18 protein-coding genes and 1 tRNA gene are annotated in these 16,685 nt (G+C 69.9%); 11 read left to right on the plus strand and 8 right to left on the minus strand.

Annotated elements, in window-relative coordinates:
- The first annotated feature begins 4 nt into the window (after positions 1-4).
- The 5 genes from MRBLMX7_RS16880 to MRBLMX7_RS16900 all read left to right on the plus strand — a co-directional run bounded on the left by MRBLMX7_RS16880 (position 5) and on the right by MRBLMX7_RS16900 (position 4,964).
- Positions 5-1,102 carry a prephenate dehydrogenase gene (locus MRBLMX7_RS16880; RefSeq protein ID WP_363370984.1) on the plus strand — a complete coding sequence of 366 codons (1,098 nt, stop codon included), beginning with the start codon at positions 5-7 and terminating at the stop codon, positions 1,100-1,102.
- Complete coding sequence (cmk, locus tag MRBLMX7_RS16885; protein WP_363370254.1) at positions 1,095-1,802, plus strand: (d)CMP kinase; 708 nt, start codon at positions 1,095-1,097, stop codon at positions 1,800-1,802. Before MRBLMX7_RS16880 ends, cmk begins: the two co-directional genes overlap by 8 nt.
- Positions 1,795-3,315: a ribosome biogenesis GTPase Der gene (gene der, locus MRBLMX7_RS16890; protein ID WP_363370256.1), complete on the plus strand. Its 1,521-nt coding sequence runs from the start codon at positions 1,795-1,797 to the stop codon at positions 3,313-3,315. Before cmk ends, der begins: the two co-directional genes overlap by 8 nt.
- A gap of 99 nt (positions 3,316-3,414) precedes the next feature.
- Complete coding sequence (locus MRBLMX7_RS16895; RefSeq protein ID WP_363370258.1) at positions 3,415-4,359, plus strand: NUDIX domain-containing protein; 945 nt, start codon at positions 3,415-3,417, stop codon at positions 4,357-4,359.
- Positions 4,356-4,964 carry a hypothetical protein gene (locus MRBLMX7_RS16900; RefSeq protein ID WP_363370260.1) on the plus strand — a complete coding sequence of 203 codons (609 nt, stop codon included), beginning with the start codon at positions 4,356-4,358 and terminating at the stop codon, positions 4,962-4,964. Before MRBLMX7_RS16895 ends, MRBLMX7_RS16900 begins: the two co-directional genes overlap by 4 nt.
- Positions 4,965-5,064: 100 nt before the next feature.
- Here the strand turns inward: MRBLMX7_RS16900 and MRBLMX7_RS16905 are convergent, their stop codons facing one another.
- From MRBLMX7_RS16905 to MRBLMX7_RS16925, 5 genes are read right to left on the minus strand one after another with little or no spacing between them, the layout of a single operon-like run.
- Entirely contained in the window at positions 5,065-6,615 is a 1,551-nt protein-coding gene (locus MRBLMX7_RS16905; protein WP_363370262.1) for an HNH endonuclease signature motif containing protein, read from the minus strand.
- A 39-nt stretch (positions 6,616-6,654) separates the two neighbouring features.
- The gene (locus tag MRBLMX7_RS16910; protein WP_363370263.1) at positions 6,655-7,041 is read right to left on the minus strand and encodes an RNA-binding S4 domain-containing protein; all 387 of its coding nucleotides are present in this window, start codon (positions 7,039-7,041) and stop codon (positions 6,655-6,657) included.
- Complete coding sequence (locus MRBLMX7_RS16915) at positions 7,041-7,736, minus strand: lysoplasmalogenase (protein WP_363370264.1); 696 nt, start codon at positions 7,734-7,736, stop codon at positions 7,041-7,043. The genes MRBLMX7_RS16910 and MRBLMX7_RS16915 overlap by 1 nt, the downstream gene beginning before the upstream one ends.
- A 37-nt stretch (positions 7,737-7,773) precedes the next feature.
- Complete coding sequence (locus MRBLMX7_RS16920; RefSeq protein WP_363370266.1) at positions 7,774-8,229, minus strand: hypothetical protein; 456 nt, start codon at positions 8,227-8,229, stop codon at positions 7,774-7,776.
- Between the two features lie 42 nt (positions 8,230-8,271).
- A complete protein-coding gene (locus MRBLMX7_RS16925; protein ID WP_363370268.1) occupies positions 8,272-8,856 on the minus strand; it encodes a GNAT family N-acetyltransferase in 585 nt (194 codons plus the stop codon).
- Between the two features lie 118 nt (positions 8,857-8,974).
- Between MRBLMX7_RS16925 and MRBLMX7_RS16930 the strand changes: the two genes are divergently transcribed.
- From MRBLMX7_RS16930 to MRBLMX7_RS16945, 4 genes are all read left to right on the plus strand, one after another.
- A tRNA-Pro gene (locus tag MRBLMX7_RS16930) sits at positions 8,975-9,048 on the plus strand.
- A gap of 134 nt (positions 9,049-9,182) precedes the next feature.
- A complete protein-coding gene (locus tag MRBLMX7_RS16935) occupies positions 9,183-9,719 on the plus strand; it encodes a hypothetical protein (protein WP_050723697.1) in 537 nt (178 codons plus the stop codon).
- A gap of 5 nt (positions 9,720-9,724) precedes the next feature.
- The gene (locus tag MRBLMX7_RS16940) at positions 9,725-10,093 is read left to right on the plus strand and encodes a hypothetical protein (RefSeq protein WP_363370270.1); all 369 of its coding nucleotides are present in this window, start codon (positions 9,725-9,727) and stop codon (positions 10,091-10,093) included.
- Between the two features lie 363 nt (positions 10,094-10,456).
- Positions 10,457-11,743 carry a sodium:proton exchanger gene (locus MRBLMX7_RS16945; RefSeq protein WP_363370272.1) on the plus strand — a complete coding sequence of 429 codons (1,287 nt, stop codon included), beginning with the start codon at positions 10,457-10,459 and terminating at the stop codon, positions 11,741-11,743.
- Positions 11,744-11,824: 81 nt separating this feature from the next.
- Here the strand turns inward: MRBLMX7_RS16945 and MRBLMX7_RS16950 are convergent, their stop codons facing one another.
- The 3 genes from MRBLMX7_RS16950 to MRBLMX7_RS16960 are packed head-to-tail and all read right to left on the minus strand — an operon-like array spanning position 11,825 to position 15,191.
- Complete coding sequence (locus MRBLMX7_RS16950) at positions 11,825-12,328, minus strand: GyrI-like domain-containing protein (protein ID WP_363370273.1); 504 nt, start codon at positions 12,326-12,328, stop codon at positions 11,825-11,827.
- Between the two features lie 41 nt (positions 12,329-12,369).
- The gene (locus tag MRBLMX7_RS16955; RefSeq protein ID WP_363370275.1) at positions 12,370-13,959 is read right to left on the minus strand and encodes an amidohydrolase; all 1,590 of its coding nucleotides are present in this window, start codon (positions 13,957-13,959) and stop codon (positions 12,370-12,372) included.
- Entirely contained in the window at positions 13,956-15,191 is a 1,236-nt protein-coding gene (locus MRBLMX7_RS16960) for an MFS transporter (RefSeq protein WP_363370277.1), read from the minus strand. Before MRBLMX7_RS16960 ends, MRBLMX7_RS16955 begins: the two co-directional genes overlap by 4 nt.
- A gap of 181 nt (positions 15,192-15,372) precedes the next feature.
- Here MRBLMX7_RS16960 and MRBLMX7_RS16965 point away from each other — a divergent pair, with 181 nt between their 5' ends.
- Complete coding sequence (locus MRBLMX7_RS16965; RefSeq protein WP_363370279.1) at positions 15,373-15,993, plus strand: TetR/AcrR family transcriptional regulator; 621 nt, start codon at positions 15,373-15,375, stop codon at positions 15,991-15,993.
- Between the two features lie 293 nt (positions 15,994-16,286).
- Positions 16,287-16,682: a hypothetical protein gene (locus tag MRBLMX7_RS16970; protein ID WP_363370281.1), complete on the plus strand. Its 396-nt coding sequence runs from the start codon at positions 16,287-16,289 to the stop codon at positions 16,680-16,682.
- Positions 16,683-16,685 lie beyond the last annotated feature (3 nt).

Genomic DNA, 16,685 nt, shown 5'->3' on the forward strand with positions numbered 1-16,685 from the left:
GCCCATGCGCGTGGCCACGCGCCTGTCCGGCACCGTCCGCGTGGTCGGCGCGGGGCTGCTCGGCGCCAGCATCGGCCACGCTCTGCGGGCGAAGGGCGTCGACGTCGTTCTCGATGACACCTCACCGGCCCAGCTGCGTCTCGCGATCGATTACGGCGCGGGACGCGCTTCCGCCGACGGGGACTCCCCGTCGCTGGTCGTGGTCGCGGTGCCGCCGGATGTGACGGCGGACGTGATCGAGGCAGAGCTCACCCGATTCCCGGATGCCGTCGTGACGGACGTCGCGAGCGTGAAGCTCGAACCGTTCCGCGAGCTGCGCAGCCGGGGCGTCGACCTCAGCCGCTACATCGGCTCGCACCCCCTCGCCGGCCGTGAGCGCGGCGGGGCGATCTCCGCGCGGGCGGACCTCTTCATCGGACGGCCCTGGGTCGTGTGCCGCGACGGTGAGACCAGTGCGGCCGACCTCGCCCTCGTCGAGGCACTGGCCCTCGACGTGGGCGCCATGCCTCTCGAGATGACCCCCGAAGAGCACGACCGCTCGGTCGCGCTCACCTCGCACGTGCCCCAGGTCGTCGCGAGCCTCCTGGCCGCGCGACTCGCGGTGGCCGATGAGGGCGCCTTGCGCCTGTCGGGCCAGGGTGTGCGCGACACGACCCGCATCGCGGCATCCGCTCCCGAACTCTGGGTGCAGATCCTCGGTGCGAACGCCGAGCCCGTGGTCGAGATCCTCGACGCGTTGGCCGCCGATCTCCGCGAGGTGTCGGAGGCGCTGCGCGCACCCGAGGCGCCGGGCTCGCGTCGCGTGGTCGCCGAGACGATCAAGCACGGCAACGACGGCGTCGAGCGGCTGCCCGGCAAGCACGGACAGAACCGGCGTTTCGAGACGCTTGTGGTGATGGTGGACGACACCCCCGGCCAGTTGGGTCGGCTCTTCGGCGAGCTCGGCGAGCTGTCGGTCAACGTCGAGGATCTTCGGCTTGAGCATTCGCCGGGCGCGCAGTTCGGCCTCGCCGAGATCAGCGTCGACCCCGCCGCGCTGCACGGCGCGATCACCGGACTCCAGGACCGCGGCTGGCGGATCGCAGGGAACACGAATGACTGACACGATTACCTCCTCCGACGCGTCGCGCGTCGACTTCATCGCGATCGACGGGCCGGCAGGGTCGGGCAAGTCCAGTGTGTCGAAGGCCGTGGCCCGCACCCTCGGCTTCGGCTACCTCGACACCGGATCGGCCTACCGGGCGCTTGCCTGGCACGTGCTGGATCGCGGAGCGGACACTTCCGAGCCGGATGCCGTGCTCGCCGCAGCATCCGATTTCCCCGTGCAGTTGGGACTCGACCCCGACGACCGCACCGTGCGCGTGGGTGACGTCGATGTGACCGAGGCGATCCGCGAGCCTCGGGTCTCCGGCGCCGTGAGCGGCGTCGCGCGTGTTCCCGCCGTACGCGAGCAGGTCAATCGTCTGTTCCGCACGCTCGTGGCGGAGGCGCCGTACCCCGCCGTCGTCGTCGAGGGGCGTGACATCACGACCGTCGTCGCCCCTGACGCCCCTGTCCGCATCCTCCTCACCGCCGCCCCCGAGGTGCGCGCCGCTCGCCGCGCAGGCGAGCTCGCGGGTGAGAACGCCCAGGCGGTCGCGGAGGCGCTGCACAAGCGCGACGCCTCCGACAGCGCGGTCGTCGACTTCCTGAACGCCGCGGACGGCGTCGAGGTCGTCGACTCGACCGCGCTCGATTTCCCCCAGACCATCGACGCCGTCCTCACGGTGATCGAACGACTCCGAGGAGCACAGCATGGCTGACGACGAATACGAAGGCGGCCCCGATCAGCTCGCCGAGAAGATGGACGCGCTCGACGAGCAGCTCGCCGAGGCGCGGGCGGAGACGCTGCGTCAGGGTCTCGCCGACTACGAGCTCGACGATGAGGACGCTGCCCTCCTCGCCGGTATCACGATGGGCGAGGACGGCATCCAGTTCCTGCCTGCCCTGCCCGTCGTGGCGATCGTCGGACGACCGAACGTCGGCAAGTCCGCGCTCGTGAACCGCATCCTCGGCCGCCGCGAGGCCGTCGTGGAGGACACCCCCGGGGTCACCCGCGACCGCGTCACGTACAAGGCGGAGTGGGGCGACCGCCGCTTCACCCTCGTCGACACGGGTGGCTGGGAGCCCGACGCCCGCGGCATCGACCGCTCGGTCGCCGCGCAGGCGGAGGTCGCGATCGACCTCTCCGACGTCGTGCTGTTCGTGGTGGACGCCATGGTCGGCGCGACGTCGACCGACGAGCACGTCGTGCGTCTGCTGCGCAAGAGCGGCAAGCCCGTGTTCCTCGTCGCGAACAAGATCGACGACGCGCGCCAGGAGCCCGAGGCCGCAGCCCTCTGGAACCTCGGCCTCGGCGAGCCGCACCCGGTGTCCGCGATCCACGGTCGTGGCGTCGCCGATCTGCTCGACGAGGTGCTGAAGAAGCTCCCCGACGTGTCGGCCGTGGCGAAGGCGGAGATCGGCGGACCTCGTCGGGTCGCGATCCTCGGTCGCCCGAACGTGGGCAAGTCGTCGCTGCTGAACAAGGCCGCAGGTGAGGAGCGCGTGGTCGTGAACGACCTCGCCGGCACGACTCGCGATCCGGTGGACGAGATCGTCGAGCTGGGCGGAAAGCTGTGGACCCTGGTCGACACCGCGGGCATCCGTCGTCGCGTGCACATGGCGCAGGGTGCCGACTTCTACGCCTCCCTGCGCACGTCTGCGGCGCTCGAGAAGGCCGAGGTCGCGGTGGTCGTGCTCGACGTGTCGGAGACGATCAGCGAGCAGGACGTGCGGATCATCGACCTTGTTCTCGAGTCGGGCCGCGCTCTCGTGCTCGCATTCAACAAGTGGGACCGTCTGAACGACGACGACCTCGAGAACGCCGATCGTCGGCGATACCTGGAGCGCGAGATCGAGCAGGATCTGGCGCATGTGGCGTGGGCGCCGCGCGTGAACATCTCGGCGAAGACCGGACGTCACCTCGACAAGCTCGTTCCCGCTCTGGAGACGGCGCTGGAGAACTGGGATCGCCGCATCCCGACCGGCAAGTTCAACGCCTTCCTCGCGGAGCTCGTGGCGGAGCACCCGCACCCGCTCCGCGGAGGCAAGCAGCCGCGCATCCTGTTCGGCACGCAGGCGTCGACGCGTCCGCCGACGTTCGTGCTCTTCACGACCGGCTTCCTGGACCCCGGCTACCGCCGCTTTATCCAGCGTCGTCTGCGTGAGCTGTACTCGTTCGAGGGGACGCCCATCGTGGTCAACATGCGGGTGCGCGAGAAGCGCCAGCGCTGAGGCCTGCTGGGCTTTTCGCGGTCGTGACACGCTGACGCGCTGTTCCCGCGTGTGACCGCGGACGGTGCCGATTCCCGGATGCTGTGAAAGGCTGAAGGGGTGACTGTCGTACCCCCTGCTGCCGGTGAGCCCCGTCGTCCCGACGGGCCGCGAAATCCCGGCGATGCGTGGGTCGTCGCGCCGTCGGGGGAGAAGTACTGGGGGCGCTTCGGCGCCGCAGGGCTCCTGGCGGTGGATGCCGACCGTGGCGTCCTGCTGCAGCACCGCGTCGCGTGGAGCCACTTCGGCGGCACGTGGGGTCTGCCCGGTGGGGCATTGCATGAGGGCGAGGGGGCGATCGTCGGCGCTGTGCGCGAGGCGCAGGAGGAGGCCGGTGTTCCGGACGGATCGGTGCGGCCCCGGTTCACGAGCGTCCTGGACCTCGGCATCTGGTCGTACACGACCGTGATCGCCGATGTGGTCGAGCCCTTCGAACCCGTGATCAGTGACCCCGAGAGCGTCGCCCTGGAGTGGGTGCCCTTCGACGAGGTCGATGAGCGGCCGTTGCACCCGGGCTTCGCGCGGGCGTGGCCCGCGCTGCGCGAGCTGGTGCGCGCGCGCCCGGTTCTGGTCGTGGATGCCGCGAACGTCGTGGGATCGGTGCCCGACGGATGGTGGAAGGACCGGCCGGGGGCTGCACGTCGTCTCGCGGGTCGGCTCACGGGATTGTCGGTGTCCGGGGCGGAGCTCGGGCTCGGCGGCGATGCGTGGTTCCCGTCGATCGCGCTCGTGGTGGAGGGTGCGGCGCGTGGGATCGACGCTCCGGAGGCCGACATCGAGGATTTCGCGGATCTGCGTCTCGGCGGCGATGTCGCGGTCGTCGATGCGGAGGGTTCTGGTGATGATGCGATCGTCGCGGAGGTCGCGCGACAGGTCGAGGCCGGTCGATACGTCGTGGTGGTGACGAGCGATCGGGAGCTGCAGGAGCGCGTGGCGTCGGCGGGCGCCGCACAGGTCCGCTCGTCGGGGTGGCTGCTCGGACTGCTCGACGGCGAGAGGCGATGACGGTTCGTCCGCGATCACGCGCCACCGACCGGATCGGTGACGTGTTCGGTGTGGGCGCGGCCGCGGTCGGCACGATCGCTCTGCACCTGTTCCTGTTCGGGGGCGATCGGTACTTCTCGTTGCGTTTCCTGTTATCACCGGTCGAGAATCCGATCTCCTTCGCGGCGTTCGTGTTGACGCTTGCTTTGCTGGTCGTGGCGCTCGTTCGGGCGTCGCGTGCCGGCGCGTGGAGTGTGCTCGCGCGGACGACCGCGGAAGCGCACACGGATGTGGCGGATTACAGCTCTGCCGGCGCATCGGGTGCGACGGGTATGCCGGATGCTGCGGTGGCGGAGGGCGCGGCGGGTGCGGACGGCCTGAAGCGCATTGAGTTCGTGGCGCAGCCGGGGGAGAAGCCGCTCCCCGCGTTCGCTGTCCCCGGGGCCGTCACGCGTCGCGGGTTGCGCACTGCCGCGATGGTCGCTGTGCTCAACGCTCTTTTCATGATCGTGTTCCCCATAGCCGTCATCCCGATGTTCGCTGTCATCTTCCTGATCGCCGCCGCTCTCATCGCCGCCGTCCACATCGTGCTCCGTGCCGTGAGCGTCGGCGAGAGCGGCTCCTGACCCGCGAACCCGCGTTTTCGGCGCGATCGCTTGACGCGGTCGCTTGACGTGATCGCTTGACGTGATCGTTGACGTCCGCACGCGCCGAAACGGACGGTCGCTAGACGAACATCACTCGTCGTCGTGGTGGGTCGGTGTAGGTGCGTCCGAGGGGGCTGGTCCAGGTGAGGTCGCCTGCGGGGTGCTGGTGTGCGGTCCATCGGTAGGGGTCGTCGATGTCGGGGTGTTTGAGGGTGTGGTGGGTGCGGCAGAGGTGGCTGAGGTTGTCGGTGTGGGTGGGTCCGCCGAGGGCGTGGTCGTGGGTGTGGTCGATGTCGCAGCGGTGGGTCGGCATTCGGCATCCGGGGAAGCGGCAGTGTTGGTCGCGGGCGCGGAGGAACCTGCGCATGGGTTCGGTGGGGGTGTAGGTGTCGGTCTCGGTGACGAGTCCGGTGGGATCGAGGAAGAGGCGGGACCATCCGGTGTTGCGGCCGGCGAGGCCCCGTGCGATGTCGGGGTGGAGCGGGCCGTGGCCGTCGAGTTCCGCGGGCCGGTCGTCGCTGCCGGTGAGGGTGGTCGCGGCGACGGTGACCTGGATGCGGGCCTGGATGGTGTCCAGTCCGGTGCCGAGCACTTCGCTGGGGTCGGCGGCGAGGAGGAGGTCGGTGAGCAGGTCGGCGCGGATCTGGTCGATGGTGCGCTCGTCGGTGATGGCGTGCTGATCGGTCGGGCCAGACCCGTCGGACGGGGGAGGGATGTCGGTCAGGGCGAGTGCGTATTCGAGGGCGGGGTCGTCGGTGGTGGTGTGCGGGTCGGTGGTGAAGGTGTCGTGCTGGCCGAAGATCACCCCCGGGTCGCGGTGAGCGTGCCCGACTGCTGTCTCGATGCCCGTGCCCGTGGCGGTGCCCGCATCCGCGCCAGAGCCCGTGCCCGAGCCTGTGCCGGTGTCGATGCCTGTGTCGGTGTCGGTGTCGGTGTCGGTGTCGGCGTGGTGCGTGTCGTGGTGGGTGCGGCTGCGGACGATCTCGCGGGCCATGCGGGTGAGGCGGTCGGCGATCGCGACGGCGAGCCATTCGGGGAGCACGGCGGTGAGCAGGGCGAGGCCGTCGTCGACGGAGCGGACGTTCACGCAGCGTTCGTCGGTGGCGCGGCGGTGGCGTTCGACGACGGTCTGCTTCGCGAGAGCGGCGGCGACTTTGCGGGCGTGGGCGCGGGTGCGGGCGGCGGTGTCCTGTTCGGCGACGACGAGCACCGACTGCTCGTACAGGCCCAACGTCTCGGCATCCACGACGTTGTTGAGCACCGCCTCGGAGACGACCGTGCTCGCCTGGACGATCTCGCGGACGTGTCCGACTGTGATCGTCCCGGCCTGGAACGCGGCGCGCACCGCGGGCAGGTCGCGGGAGAGGGTGCGGGCGTCGGTGAACGCGTGCTCCACCGTCGCACGCGGTATGTGTCCGGCGGCGGCGTACTCGGCGATCATCGACCGGTAGATCGCGTCCCGGTGAAACGGACTCTCGGCCACGTCGGCGTCGTGCACCGCGATCCTGCCGATCAGCAGATCCGACGCATGCGCTTCGAGCGCCGCGATCCGCCGTCGGGTGTCGACCCAGTCGTCGAGCAGGCGGCACCGTTCCTCCATGTCGAGGTCGAGATCGGTGCGCCGGGTCATACCCCTAGTCTAGAACAAATGTTCGAAACTGACCGAGGGTCAGTCACGGAACATACCGGCATCCTCGTCGCCGCGTCCACGAAGTCGATCGATGTCACGTCGCTCGCGTTTCGTGGGCCGACCGGCACCTCGGTCGCGCACGCCTATCATCGCCTGGGGCTCGCGCGGGGGAGTCCGGTCCTCGAACGCGAGAGCCGCGAGCGGAGCGCCGACGCGCTTGACCAGGATCTGCCGCACCACCATGATCCGATCGAATCCCGCGATCCGCACACGAAGTTCATCACCGACCCGCACCTGCTGAGCTGCCTTGACCTTATCGCCGTTCAGGCGTACATGCCCCGCGCGGCATGCGGTCGTCGCCGCAGACCGCGTCTTGTACACGCGCACAGCCCAGAGCCAGCTGTCGATCCGCGCAGCATCCACCATCAGGCATCCTTCCGTGGCGTGACGAGAGCAGGAAAGCGGGTACGCAGGGACATCAGCGCTCCGGCGACGATCAGCCCCTGCCCGAGCGTATACGTGAGCATGATCGCGGGGCTGCTCCAGGCGGGGAGGGATTCCGGCAGAAAGAGACGCAGCGCGAGGATCGTGTCACTCGCCAGGAAGAATGCCCCGCCGACAGCGACGAGCGGATGGCACCGCGTCGAGGACGCCGCCGTGGACCCGAGCACCAGCCCATAGATCGCGACCGCGACGAGCAGCCCGCCGACATGCGGACCGAGTCCGACCATCATCGCGATCCACCATGCCGCGTAGACGAGCGCCCACCATGGCATCCGTCGCAGGCTCAGATGACGCGCGAACAGTGCGATGTATGCCAGATGCGCGATGCCGAAGAATAGGAGCATGAGCGGCAGCTCCGGCACAGCGGGGAACAACGCGCCGGCGCCGTCGCCCAACCAGGAGAACAGCAGAGCGGTGAACAACAGCACGAGCGCACCACGATTGTCGATGCGGCCGATCGAGATCAGGACCGGCAGGGCCAGCAGGGCGAGGAGCATGAGCTTCGTGGGTCCCGCGGCGGGACTGTCGAGCGCGAGCAGCAGCACATGCGCGATCGAGATCGCGGCAAAGGGGAGGAACGCCCACGCCAGCGTCGGGAGGACGGAGCGGCGCTGCATCCCTCCATCGTATGGTCGGATGCCGGGATGCTGCGGCTCAGGACTCGACGGTGACCTGGGTGATCTGCCCGTCCGCGCCGAGGTGGACTGCGGGCCAGTAGCCCTCGGGGAAGTGCTCGCCGCAGGTATCGATCAGGTGCAGCACGATCGTGCCGTCGGCGGAGGCCTCGACGGTCTCGAGCGCGAGATCGGATGCTGCGGCGTCGAGTTCCGCCGGCTCGGGCGTTCCCTGGCTGAAGGCCGTGACGACGGCATCCGATGCGAGGCGGCGCAGCCCGCCGAGAGCGGCGATCGTCTCGCGGACTCGAGGGATCAGGGAGCGTGCCTCGTCGGCAGTCGTGCCTTCGAGCATCAACTCGAGCTCCGTGTCGTCGACCGTGACCGTGCCGGCGTACCAGTCGTGGGTGAGGACGGTGCCGTCGCTGAGCTCCGTCGTCGCGCGGACGAGGGTGCCGAGGTCGGGGTCGTCGATGATCGGATGCTGGTCGGTCATAGTCCTACGCTAGCGCCGGCTCAGGGGAGAGCGATCGGGACCTCATGAGGCGAGGTCGAGCGTCACGAGCGGGCGCCCGGGTTTGAGTTGGCCGTGCTCGGAGAAGCCGCTCCCGAGGAACGTGCTGAGCGTGCCGTGAAACAGCTCGTTGCTGTGCTGCTTCGCGCCGCGGGTGTCGACCGGATACCCCTCGATGATCCGTGCGCCCGAGTCGCGGGCGAAGTCGACTGCCGCGGCGAGGAGCTTCCGGTTGAGTCCCGCTCCGCGATGCTCCCGACGCACCACGAAGCACGTCACCGCCCAGACGCTCTCGTCGTCGAAGGGCTCGCTCGTCACGGCGGCGATCGCCCGCGTGTACGCGAGGCGCGCCTGCCGTGGGCGTGGGCCGATGCGAATCCACCCGGCGGCCTCGCCGTCGGAGTACGCGATGATGCCCGGCGGTGGACCCGCAGCGATCTCCTCGCGCAGCATCTCGGTGCGCTGCGGCGTGGTGGTCTCGTTCCAATCCTTGTTGCGCAGCATGGGCCAGATGCACTGACAGCTGGCGCCATCGCCGCCGCCCGTGAGCGCATGCTGGACGTCATCCCATCGGGCGGTCGTCGCTACCTCTGTCGTGATCGTCGCCATGACCGCGACGCTACGCCTGGCCACCGACACCGTGCAACGCCCGGCGGACCGTCGGTTCGCGGACGTGCCGCGAGTCAGGCTAAGATGGGTGAGTTGCCTGCGCGAGAGTGCAGAACAACGGGCTGTGGCGCAGCTTGGTAGCGCACTTGACTGGGGGTCAAGGGGTCGCAGGTTCAAATCCTGTCAGCCCGACCGAAGAAAGGCCCGGAACTCGCGAGAGTCTCCGGGCCTTCTGCATGTCCGGGGGACACTCCGGCCACGGCGGATCGCGGGCGATGTCGCAGCGACCCGTCAAGATAGGCATCACGCCCATCGAAAGGATCGCCATGGGACTGTTCAACCGCCGCAAGAAGTCGCCGGAGCCCACTCCGCCCGCCGCAGAGCCCCAGCCGTGGAAGGAGGAGATCCCGTGGGGCACGCAGTACGGCGGACGAGAGCTCGGTCTCCCCGCGCCGCTCGCGGTCGAGTCCGCCCCCGTGATCGCCGAGTGGTTCGTCGGCATCTTCGCGGAGGACTCCGACGTGGATCTCGACTTTTCGCTCCGGAGTCTCGCCGACGTCGACAGCATCCTCACCCATTTCGAGGAGCGCGGCAGTGAGCGCACGGCCGAGGTCACGGCAGCCTCCGGGTTCTACGCCGGCGAGGTTCTCGTGCGCACGCTAGGGCTCCACTGGGTGCTTGCGAACGACTTCCCCGAGCTCAACGTGCCCGAGGTCCTCAACTACGCGGTCGTCAGCCCCCATGGCTCGGGGACGTACAACATTGTGAACAAGGCCTTCAAGCGCGTCGAGAACGGCGACGAGGACAGCATCGCGTTCTTCGCGCGGGCCATCGTCGCGCAGGAGAACGCCGCACGCGGCTGATCGCCATGACGGAGACGACGGACGCCCCACTCCTGACGCGACGCTCCGCCCGCACGGCGCCGTGGCTCCGTCTCTCTCTCGCGTCGGTGTTCGCCATCGGGACGGTCGCGCTCATCTGGCTCGCGGCCGTCCCGTTCGGCCCGCTCGTCTGCCCCGCGGTGTACCCGGCCCCGCCGAACTGTTTCGAAGGCAATCGCGAGGGCAGCGCGCTGATCATGACCCTCGTCGTCGGCGTCCTTTACGCCGTGACGCTTCTCGCCGCCGTGCTCCCCGGAACACGACGAGTGCCGATGGCCGCCGGTGTCGTCCTCCTCGCAGTCGCCCCGTTCGTCGCGTACGCCGTGGTCGCGTGGTCGCCGGGATTCCCGCTCTGACATCGCCCGCGCGGCACGACACGACGACATGACACCCGGCGCGCCCGGCATCCCGCGTTTCGCCTGCCCGAAACCTTAAGAACCGCCCGAACCCCGCCCACGCGATTCCGCTTCAGGCTCCCCGAAACCCTCCGAATCCCTTCTCGTGGCTTGGATCGCGGCCCAGAATCCCGGAAGACTGGCGGCAACGAAGGGGAGTAGCTCCGGGCCGTCGGCCCGAGGGTGCATCGACATACTGACGTTCACGGAGATCGTCCGGTGCCCCGTCCCGATCCAGGATGAGCGAGACCTTCGGCCCCTCTGTGTGGCCGGAGCTCCGCTGTGTCGTCTCTTCGGTCGCGCCCAGACCGAAAGGAGAGCGCGATGCCTCGCGCCCTCATCAGCCGCATCGTGCTGTGTCTCACGATCGCCGCCCCGGCCGTCGTCTTCCGGATCCTCGGATTCCACCCGCACCCCGTCATCGACCTGCTCGTGTTCGGCGCCGCGGTCGTCGCGGCGAGCTTCCTACTCGCCTGGGCGGCCGAAGCGGCGCAGAAGGACATCTCCGGCGCCCTCGCCATCGCGATCCTGGCACTGATCGCCGTCCTCCCCGAGTACGCGGTCGACCTCTACTACGCGTTCCGCTCGGGCTCCGACCCCGACTACGCGCAGTACGCCGCCGCGAACATGACCGGCTCCAACCGGCTGCTGCTCGGCTTCGGCTGGCCGCTCGTCGTGATCGTCGCGCTGATCGTCGCCAATCGCGGACTCGCTCGCGGCGACACGCGCCGCGTCTCGAGCCTCGGCCTTCCCGTCACCGCCCGTCTCGACGTGGGCTTTCTCGCGATCCTCGCCGTGCTGGCCTTCGCCATCCCGCTCCTCGGGAGCATCCCGATCTGGTTCGGCCTCGTGCTGATCGCCGGCTTCGTGCTGTACCTGTGGCGCGCGAGCCGGGTCGAGGACCACGGCGAGGAGGAGTTCGTCGGCGCCGCCGCCGACATCGCCGGGATGCCGACGCGCACCCGCCGCATCACGGTCGTCACGATGTTCGTCGTCTCGGCCGCGATCATCCTCGCCTGCGCCGAGCCGTTCGCCACGGCCCTTGTCGACTCGGGCACCTCGCTCGGCATCGACAGCTACTTCCTCGTGCAGTGGCTCGCCCCGCTCGCGTCCGAAGCGCCCGAGTTCATCATCGCGGTGCTCTTCGCGCTGCGCGGCATGGGCGCCGCCGCGATCGGCACCCTGATCGCTTCCAAGGTCAACCAGTGGAGCCTGCTCGTCGGGTCGCTGCCTGTCGCGCACTTCTTCGGCGGCGGCGGCGGCGACGATCTGCCGCTCGACGCCCGGCAGATCGAGGAGTTCGTGCTCACGGGCACGCAGACCGTCATGGGCGTGGCGATCATCATGGCGCTGCGCTTCCACTGGCGGTCCGCCGTCGCTCTCGCCGCGATCTTCGCGGTGCAGTTCTTCGTGACCGACACGACGGGGCGCTACGTGCTGTCGATCCTCCAGGTCGCGATCGCCGTGGGGCTGCTGATCCTGCACCGGCGGGACATCCTGCCGACGCTCGCGGCGCCGTTCCGCCGTGCCCTGCCGGCGGCGCACCGGGAGGCGACGACGACAGCGGGGGCTTCGACGGCGGATACCGGCACGATTCCCGCCTCCCGCTGACCGTCAGCCGCGGCCGTGGGAGAGGAACCTCAGCCGCGACCGCAGGGGAAGAACCTCAGCCGTCGGCCTCCGACAGGAACCTCAGCCCGCGGGCCGCAGGAGAAAGGCGAGCTCGACCGTCCACGCGGTCTTGCGCTTCTCGACGCGCGGATCCGTGCGGAGGATCTCGAACCGCCCCGCCCAGACGCCCGACTCGGGATCGCTGTCGAACGTCCGTCCCTGACCCGGTGCCCACGCGAGCAGCGTCTTGTTCGCCGTCATCGAGCTTCCGCGGTACGCGAGCAGGGCGTAGTCGCCGGCGGGGGCCGTCCCGGAACGCACGCGCTCGTCCCCGGCATCCGCAGCGGACGTGTCGAGAACGCCCACCTCGATGTCCATGTCGCCGGCCATGTCGACCCGGTGCAGTCTGAGGAAGAAGGGCCCACCGGGCTCGATCTCCCGATCAGCGAGCCAGAGGGCGAGCTCGGCGATCAGGTCGTCGCGCACCGCCAGCATCCCCCGGAAAGGTGTGACGAGACGGATGCCGACCGTCGGCCGATCCGCCCGTGCCTCGATGCGCGGACCGTCCTCGATGTCGAATCCCATGTGCCCATGATCCCGGCGCACCACCCGAAAGCAAGGCGCCGTCAGGCCTCGAAGACCGTGCGGCCTCCGATCACCGTCCGAACGACCCGCGTCGACAGCAGTTTCTCCTCGCCGTGCACGAAGGGGTCGTCGGCGAGCACCACGAAGTCCGCCGCCTGCCCTGGGGCGATGCGCCCGCGCCAGTCGCCGTCGCCGACAGAGGCGGCGGCGTCTCTCGTCGCGTGGGCGATCGCCCGGTCGAGCGGAAGAGCGGACTGCGGATGCACGGACGCGACGTCCCGGTCGAGAGCCGACGCCCTGGTCGCCGCGACGAACATGTTCGCGAGCGCCTCGTGCGGGGCGGTCGGGGCGTCGGTCGAGAAGGCGAGCAGCGCACCCGCATCCTCGTACTCCGGCCACGCGAACGCACGCTCGACGCGCTCGTCGCCCAGCTGCGCCGCCCAGTTGGCGAAGATCGCGGGATCCGCGTGCACGGGCTGCATCGACGCCGTCACGCCGAGCCGCGCCATGCGCTCCGCCGTCCCCGGCGCCGCGTACTCCAGATGCTCGATGCGATGGCGTCGGGGCAGGTCTCCGTTCACCGTGATCGCGTGCTCGAGCGCATCCAGGGCGAGAGTGCTCGCGGCGTCGCCGATCGCGTGCAACGCCACCTGCAGGCCGGCCGCGTCGGCAGCGGCGACGACCGGCAGCAGACGCTCGGCGGGCCAGATCGGCCCCGCGTTCGTGCCGTTCGCGTAGGGATCGCGCATCGCGGCTGTGCAGGCGTCGATCGTTCCGTCGAGCACAAGCTTGATGCCGACGACCCGCACGCCCGCCGTCTCCTGCGCAGCCCGCGATGCGGCTTCGGCGACCTGGGCGAGGTTCGCCTCGTCGTCTCCCGTGTTCGCGACGAACCAGTGCGCCGCGATGCGGAGCGGCTGCGCCCCGCGCTCGGCGGCCCTCTCCAGAGCGGCGAGACCGAGCCTGTCGAACGCCATGTCGACGGCTCCGACGACCCCGGCCGCGAGGTACGCCTCCACCACGCGGTCGACGGCCGCATCGCGCTGCGCATCGGTGGTCGTCGCGTCACGATGCGCCCACGCGTACTGCTGTGCCGCGGTCTCGTACAGCATCCCTGTCGCCTCGCCGTCGGCATCGCGCTCGATGCGGCCGCCGATCGGGTCGGGGGTGTCGCGGTCGATCCCCAGCTCGGCGAGGGCCGCGGAGTTCACCCAGCAGGAGTGGTAGTCGTTCGCGTCGAGGTACACCGGCACGTCCGCCACGACGGCGTCGATCATCGCGGCGGTGGGGGCCCCGCCCGGGACGGCGTCGAACAGCCACCCTCGACCGCGCAGCACTCCGTCCGCCGAGGCCCGTGCCGCCCGCAGCCGGTCCTGGATCTCCTCCAGCGAGCGTGCGTCGGTGAGGCCGACCTGCCCGAGCGCCTCGCCCATCATCAGAAGGTGGGTGTGCGCGTCGGTGAATCCGGGCAGCACGAGCCGCCCGTCCAGGTCGACCTCGCGGTCGGCATCCGGTGCGTCCGCGTCGGCCCCGGCGAACACGAACCGGTCGTCGTCGACGACCATGGCGTCGACCCATCCGGGTGCGTCGGCGGTGAGGATGCGGGCGTTGCGGTACAGGGTGCGGGTCATGACAGAGCCTCCGGGGCGACGGCGCACTCGAGGCGCGTGGACAGCAGAGCGATCGCCCCGGCGGGCACGGCCAGCACGAAGCTCGCCACGCCGAGGGCGATCGCGAACCCCTGGAATCCGAGCACACCCACGAGGGCGGCGCCGATCACCGGGGTGAGGGCCGAGCCGACGAGGTAGACGGCGAGGAGCGGGCCGGACCATCGGCCATCCGCATCCAGGGCAGCCGAGGTCGAGACGAAGTACATGAAGGCGATCGCGTACACGGTGTTCCAGGCGATGAAGACGACGATGAAGGCGGTCGCATCGGTCGTGAAGCCTTCCACGATCTTGAGGATGCCGCCGGCGGCGAGGAGGATCACGAGCGGCAGCGCCCGGCCGAGACGGGAGCCGACGATCATGAGCAACAGGGAACCGAGGAGCCCTCCGGCGGTCGCTCCGCTCAGCGCGATGCCCAGGCCCTCGGGACTCAGGTCCGCCTGTGCGGCGCCCATCACCCCGGCCATGGCCCACAGCGAGTCCTCGCTCGCGGCCCACAGGGCGAACACCACGAGCAGCCCGAAGCCCGCGATCGTGACTGTGCGGGATCGTGCCGGCGCCGTCCGCACCGTGCCGGTCGGGGGGATCTCGATCGGCATGGCGTCACCGACCGCGGCCGCCGCCTGCGGATCGACGACGGGGGCGGCGGGGAGCCAGGCGGAGACGGCGAGACCGAGCACCGCGAAGAGTGCGAGAGCGCCGAACACGTCGATCGGGGCGAGGCCGATGAGCGGGATCACGGCGAGCACGATCGTGATGATGCCGCGATTCGCGAGTCCGTTGAACCCGGCGACGCGGTCGGGGTTGCGGAAGGCCGCCAGGGCGGCGCCCGACGCGGCGACCGCGCCTCCGGCCCCGGCGCCGCCCAGCAGCAGTCCGGGCAGGAGCAGGGCCGGCACCAGGGCGGCGGTCGCGAAGCCCAGTGCGGCGAGACCGAGGCCGGCGCGGGCCACGGTGCGACGATGCGCTCCTGCGCACAGGGGAGCGATCGCGAGCCCCGTGACGGCGGTGAGCAGGAGCGTCGCGGTGACGAGCCAGCTCGCACCGAGGACGTCGATGCCGAGGCCGGTCTGCGCGGCCGTGATCATGTACGGCGAGAGGTTGACGCCGAGATAGCCGGCGATGCCGATCGCGAACGTGGCGGACGCGGTCGGGAACCGGAGGGGGACGCGGGTGCTGAGGTCGACGGCGGTCATGGAGCTCCAGAGGGAGAGGGCACGTCACTGTGCGGAGGGTGGGGCGGGAGGCGCGGGGTGAGCGTCGTCCATTAAAACGAATGATGTTCGTCGACGAATGGTGTTCACTATTATGCACAGGAGGGATGCCGGAGGGAAGCGTGGCTTTCGCGGCATCCGCGTGAACGGAAGCGAGAGATCCATGCCCCGCCCATCGGCCCCCCTGCTGTCGCCCGACATCATCGGCTCCGCCGGGCTCGCGCTGGTGCGCGACGGCCAGCCGTTCGGCGTCAACGCGATCGCCCGTCGGCTGGGCGTCCGTCCGTCCTCGCTGTACAACCACGTCGAGGGCATGGACGGGATCGTCGAGCTGATGCGCGGGCGCCTCGTGGAGGACTACCGGGTCGTTCCCGATGGGGGGAGCTGGGACCGCTTCGTGGTGGACCTGCTCCGGGCGCAGCGACGCATGTACGCCGACCACCCTCAGCTCGTGCCGCTGCTGATCGGCAAGACCATCACGCATCCGGCCGTGATCGCGGCCTACGACGATCTCGCGACCGTGCTCGTCGACGGCGGTTTCGCCGAGTCGCAGGTGCTCACGGTCATCGCGATCATCGACGCGTTCGCGATCGGCTTCGGGCTCGACCTGGCCTCACCCGACGATGTGTGGGATCCGGGCGAGAGCACGCGCACGCTCGGGCGCATCCTGGAGGATTCCGAGCGGGGCGACGCGCGAGCCGACCGGACGTTCGACCTGGGAGTCGAGCTGCTGATCGACTCGCTGCGTGCCCTATCGGGTGTCCGTCCCGCATCCTCCCCCTGAGGATGCGGGCCGGTAGCCCTCTCGAGTCATCCACCCCAGATGGATCTCTCGAGAGGGCGCACCGTCCTTCCCGGACGGTAGGGGAGGCGGCGAAGATCTCGCTGCTTCCATCGGCTGTCTCTCCCCAGATGACTGCCGGTAGCCCCCGCTACTCGTAGCAGAATATCGCTATTCCCGCTTGTCCGCCATTTGGGGGACAAAGAAATCTACGAATGTTTCTACCGAGTTTTCCGCGGCTTCTGAGAGTTCGCATTCACCCTTGCCCTCCGGGCACGCGCTCCTAGAGTGGATCCATGGACAGAAGGCTCGCGCTGCACTCCCCGCTCGCCATCCCGAGCGGCCATCGTCTCGACGTGACGGAGCAGATCGACGAGACGACCGGAGAGACGTCGGTGCTGTCGATCGTCGACCTCGACACCGGGATCCGCTACCGCCGCGTCGAGGAGCTCCACGGCGAGATCGTGCGCTGGACCGGCCGGGTCCTCGACTGCACCGTCACGTTCGGCGGTCCGGGAGCGCACACCGTTCTGCGCGTGGACGCCGACGTCGAAGCCGGCGCTTCCGGCGCGACCGGAGCGCGCACAGCGCTGCACGGTGCCGATGCCGCGGTCGACGCCGCGAAAGCCGAAGCCGACCGGTGGGGCGGCGGCGACCGTCTCCCCGAACCGGAACCCGAACGCTTCTGGTGACCG

Source organism: Microbacterium sp. LMX7-1.2 (assembly GCF_040675935.1).
Lineage (GTDB): Bacteria > Actinomycetota > Actinomycetes > Actinomycetales > Microbacteriaceae > Microbacterium.

Excerpts from the sequence above, each read along its gene's own strand:
- MRBLMX7_RS16880 (WP_363370984.1), top strand. The coding sequence starts at position 5 with ATGCGCGTGGCCACGCGCCTGTCCGGCACCGTCCGCGTGGTCGGCGCG.
- cmk (WP_363370254.1), top strand. The coding sequence starts at position 1,095 with ATGACTGACACGATTACCTCCTCCGACGCGTCGCGCGTCGACTTCATC.
- der (WP_363370256.1), top strand. The coding sequence starts at position 1,795 with ATGGCTGACGACGAATACGAAGGCGGCCCCGATCAGCTCGCCGAGAAG.
- MRBLMX7_RS16900 (WP_363370260.1), top strand. The coding sequence starts at position 4,356 with ATGACGGTTCGTCCGCGATCACGCGCCACCGACCGGATCGGTGACGTG.
- MRBLMX7_RS16905 (WP_363370262.1), bottom strand. The coding sequence starts at position 6,615 with ATGACCCGGCGCACCGATCTCGACCTCGACATGGAGGAACGGTGCCGC.
- MRBLMX7_RS16910 (WP_363370263.1), bottom strand. The coding sequence starts at position 7,041 with ATGGTGGATGCTGCGCGGATCGACAGCTGGCTCTGGGCTGTGCGCGTG.
- MRBLMX7_RS16915 (WP_363370264.1), bottom strand. The coding sequence starts at position 7,736 with ATGCAGCGCCGCTCCGTCCTCCCGACGCTGGCGTGGGCGTTCCTCCCC.
- MRBLMX7_RS16920 (WP_363370266.1), bottom strand. The coding sequence starts at position 8,229 with ATGACCGACCAGCATCCGATCATCGACGACCCCGACCTCGGCACCCTC.
- MRBLMX7_RS16925 (WP_363370268.1), bottom strand. The coding sequence starts at position 8,856 with ATGGCGACGATCACGACAGAGGTAGCGACGACCGCCCGATGGGATGAC.
- MRBLMX7_RS16935 (WP_050723697.1), top strand. The coding sequence starts at position 9,183 with ATGGGACTGTTCAACCGCCGCAAGAAGTCGCCGGAGCCCACTCCGCCC.
- MRBLMX7_RS16940 (WP_363370270.1), top strand. The coding sequence starts at position 9,725 with ATGACGGAGACGACGGACGCCCCACTCCTGACGCGACGCTCCGCCCGC.
- MRBLMX7_RS16945 (WP_363370272.1), top strand. The coding sequence starts at position 10,457 with ATGCCTCGCGCCCTCATCAGCCGCATCGTGCTGTGTCTCACGATCGCC.
- MRBLMX7_RS16950 (WP_363370273.1), bottom strand. The coding sequence starts at position 12,328 with ATGGGATTCGACATCGAGGACGGTCCGCGCATCGAGGCACGGGCGGAT.
- MRBLMX7_RS16955 (WP_363370275.1), bottom strand. The coding sequence starts at position 13,959 with ATGACCCGCACCCTGTACCGCAACGCCCGCATCCTCACCGCCGACGCA.
- MRBLMX7_RS16960 (WP_363370277.1), bottom strand. The coding sequence starts at position 15,191 with ATGACCGCCGTCGACCTCAGCACCCGCGTCCCCCTCCGGTTCCCGACC.
- MRBLMX7_RS16965 (WP_363370279.1), top strand. The coding sequence starts at position 15,373 with ATGCCCCGCCCATCGGCCCCCCTGCTGTCGCCCGACATCATCGGCTCC.
- MRBLMX7_RS16970 (WP_363370281.1), top strand. The coding sequence starts at position 16,287 with ATGGACAGAAGGCTCGCGCTGCACTCCCCGCTCGCCATCCCGAGCGGC.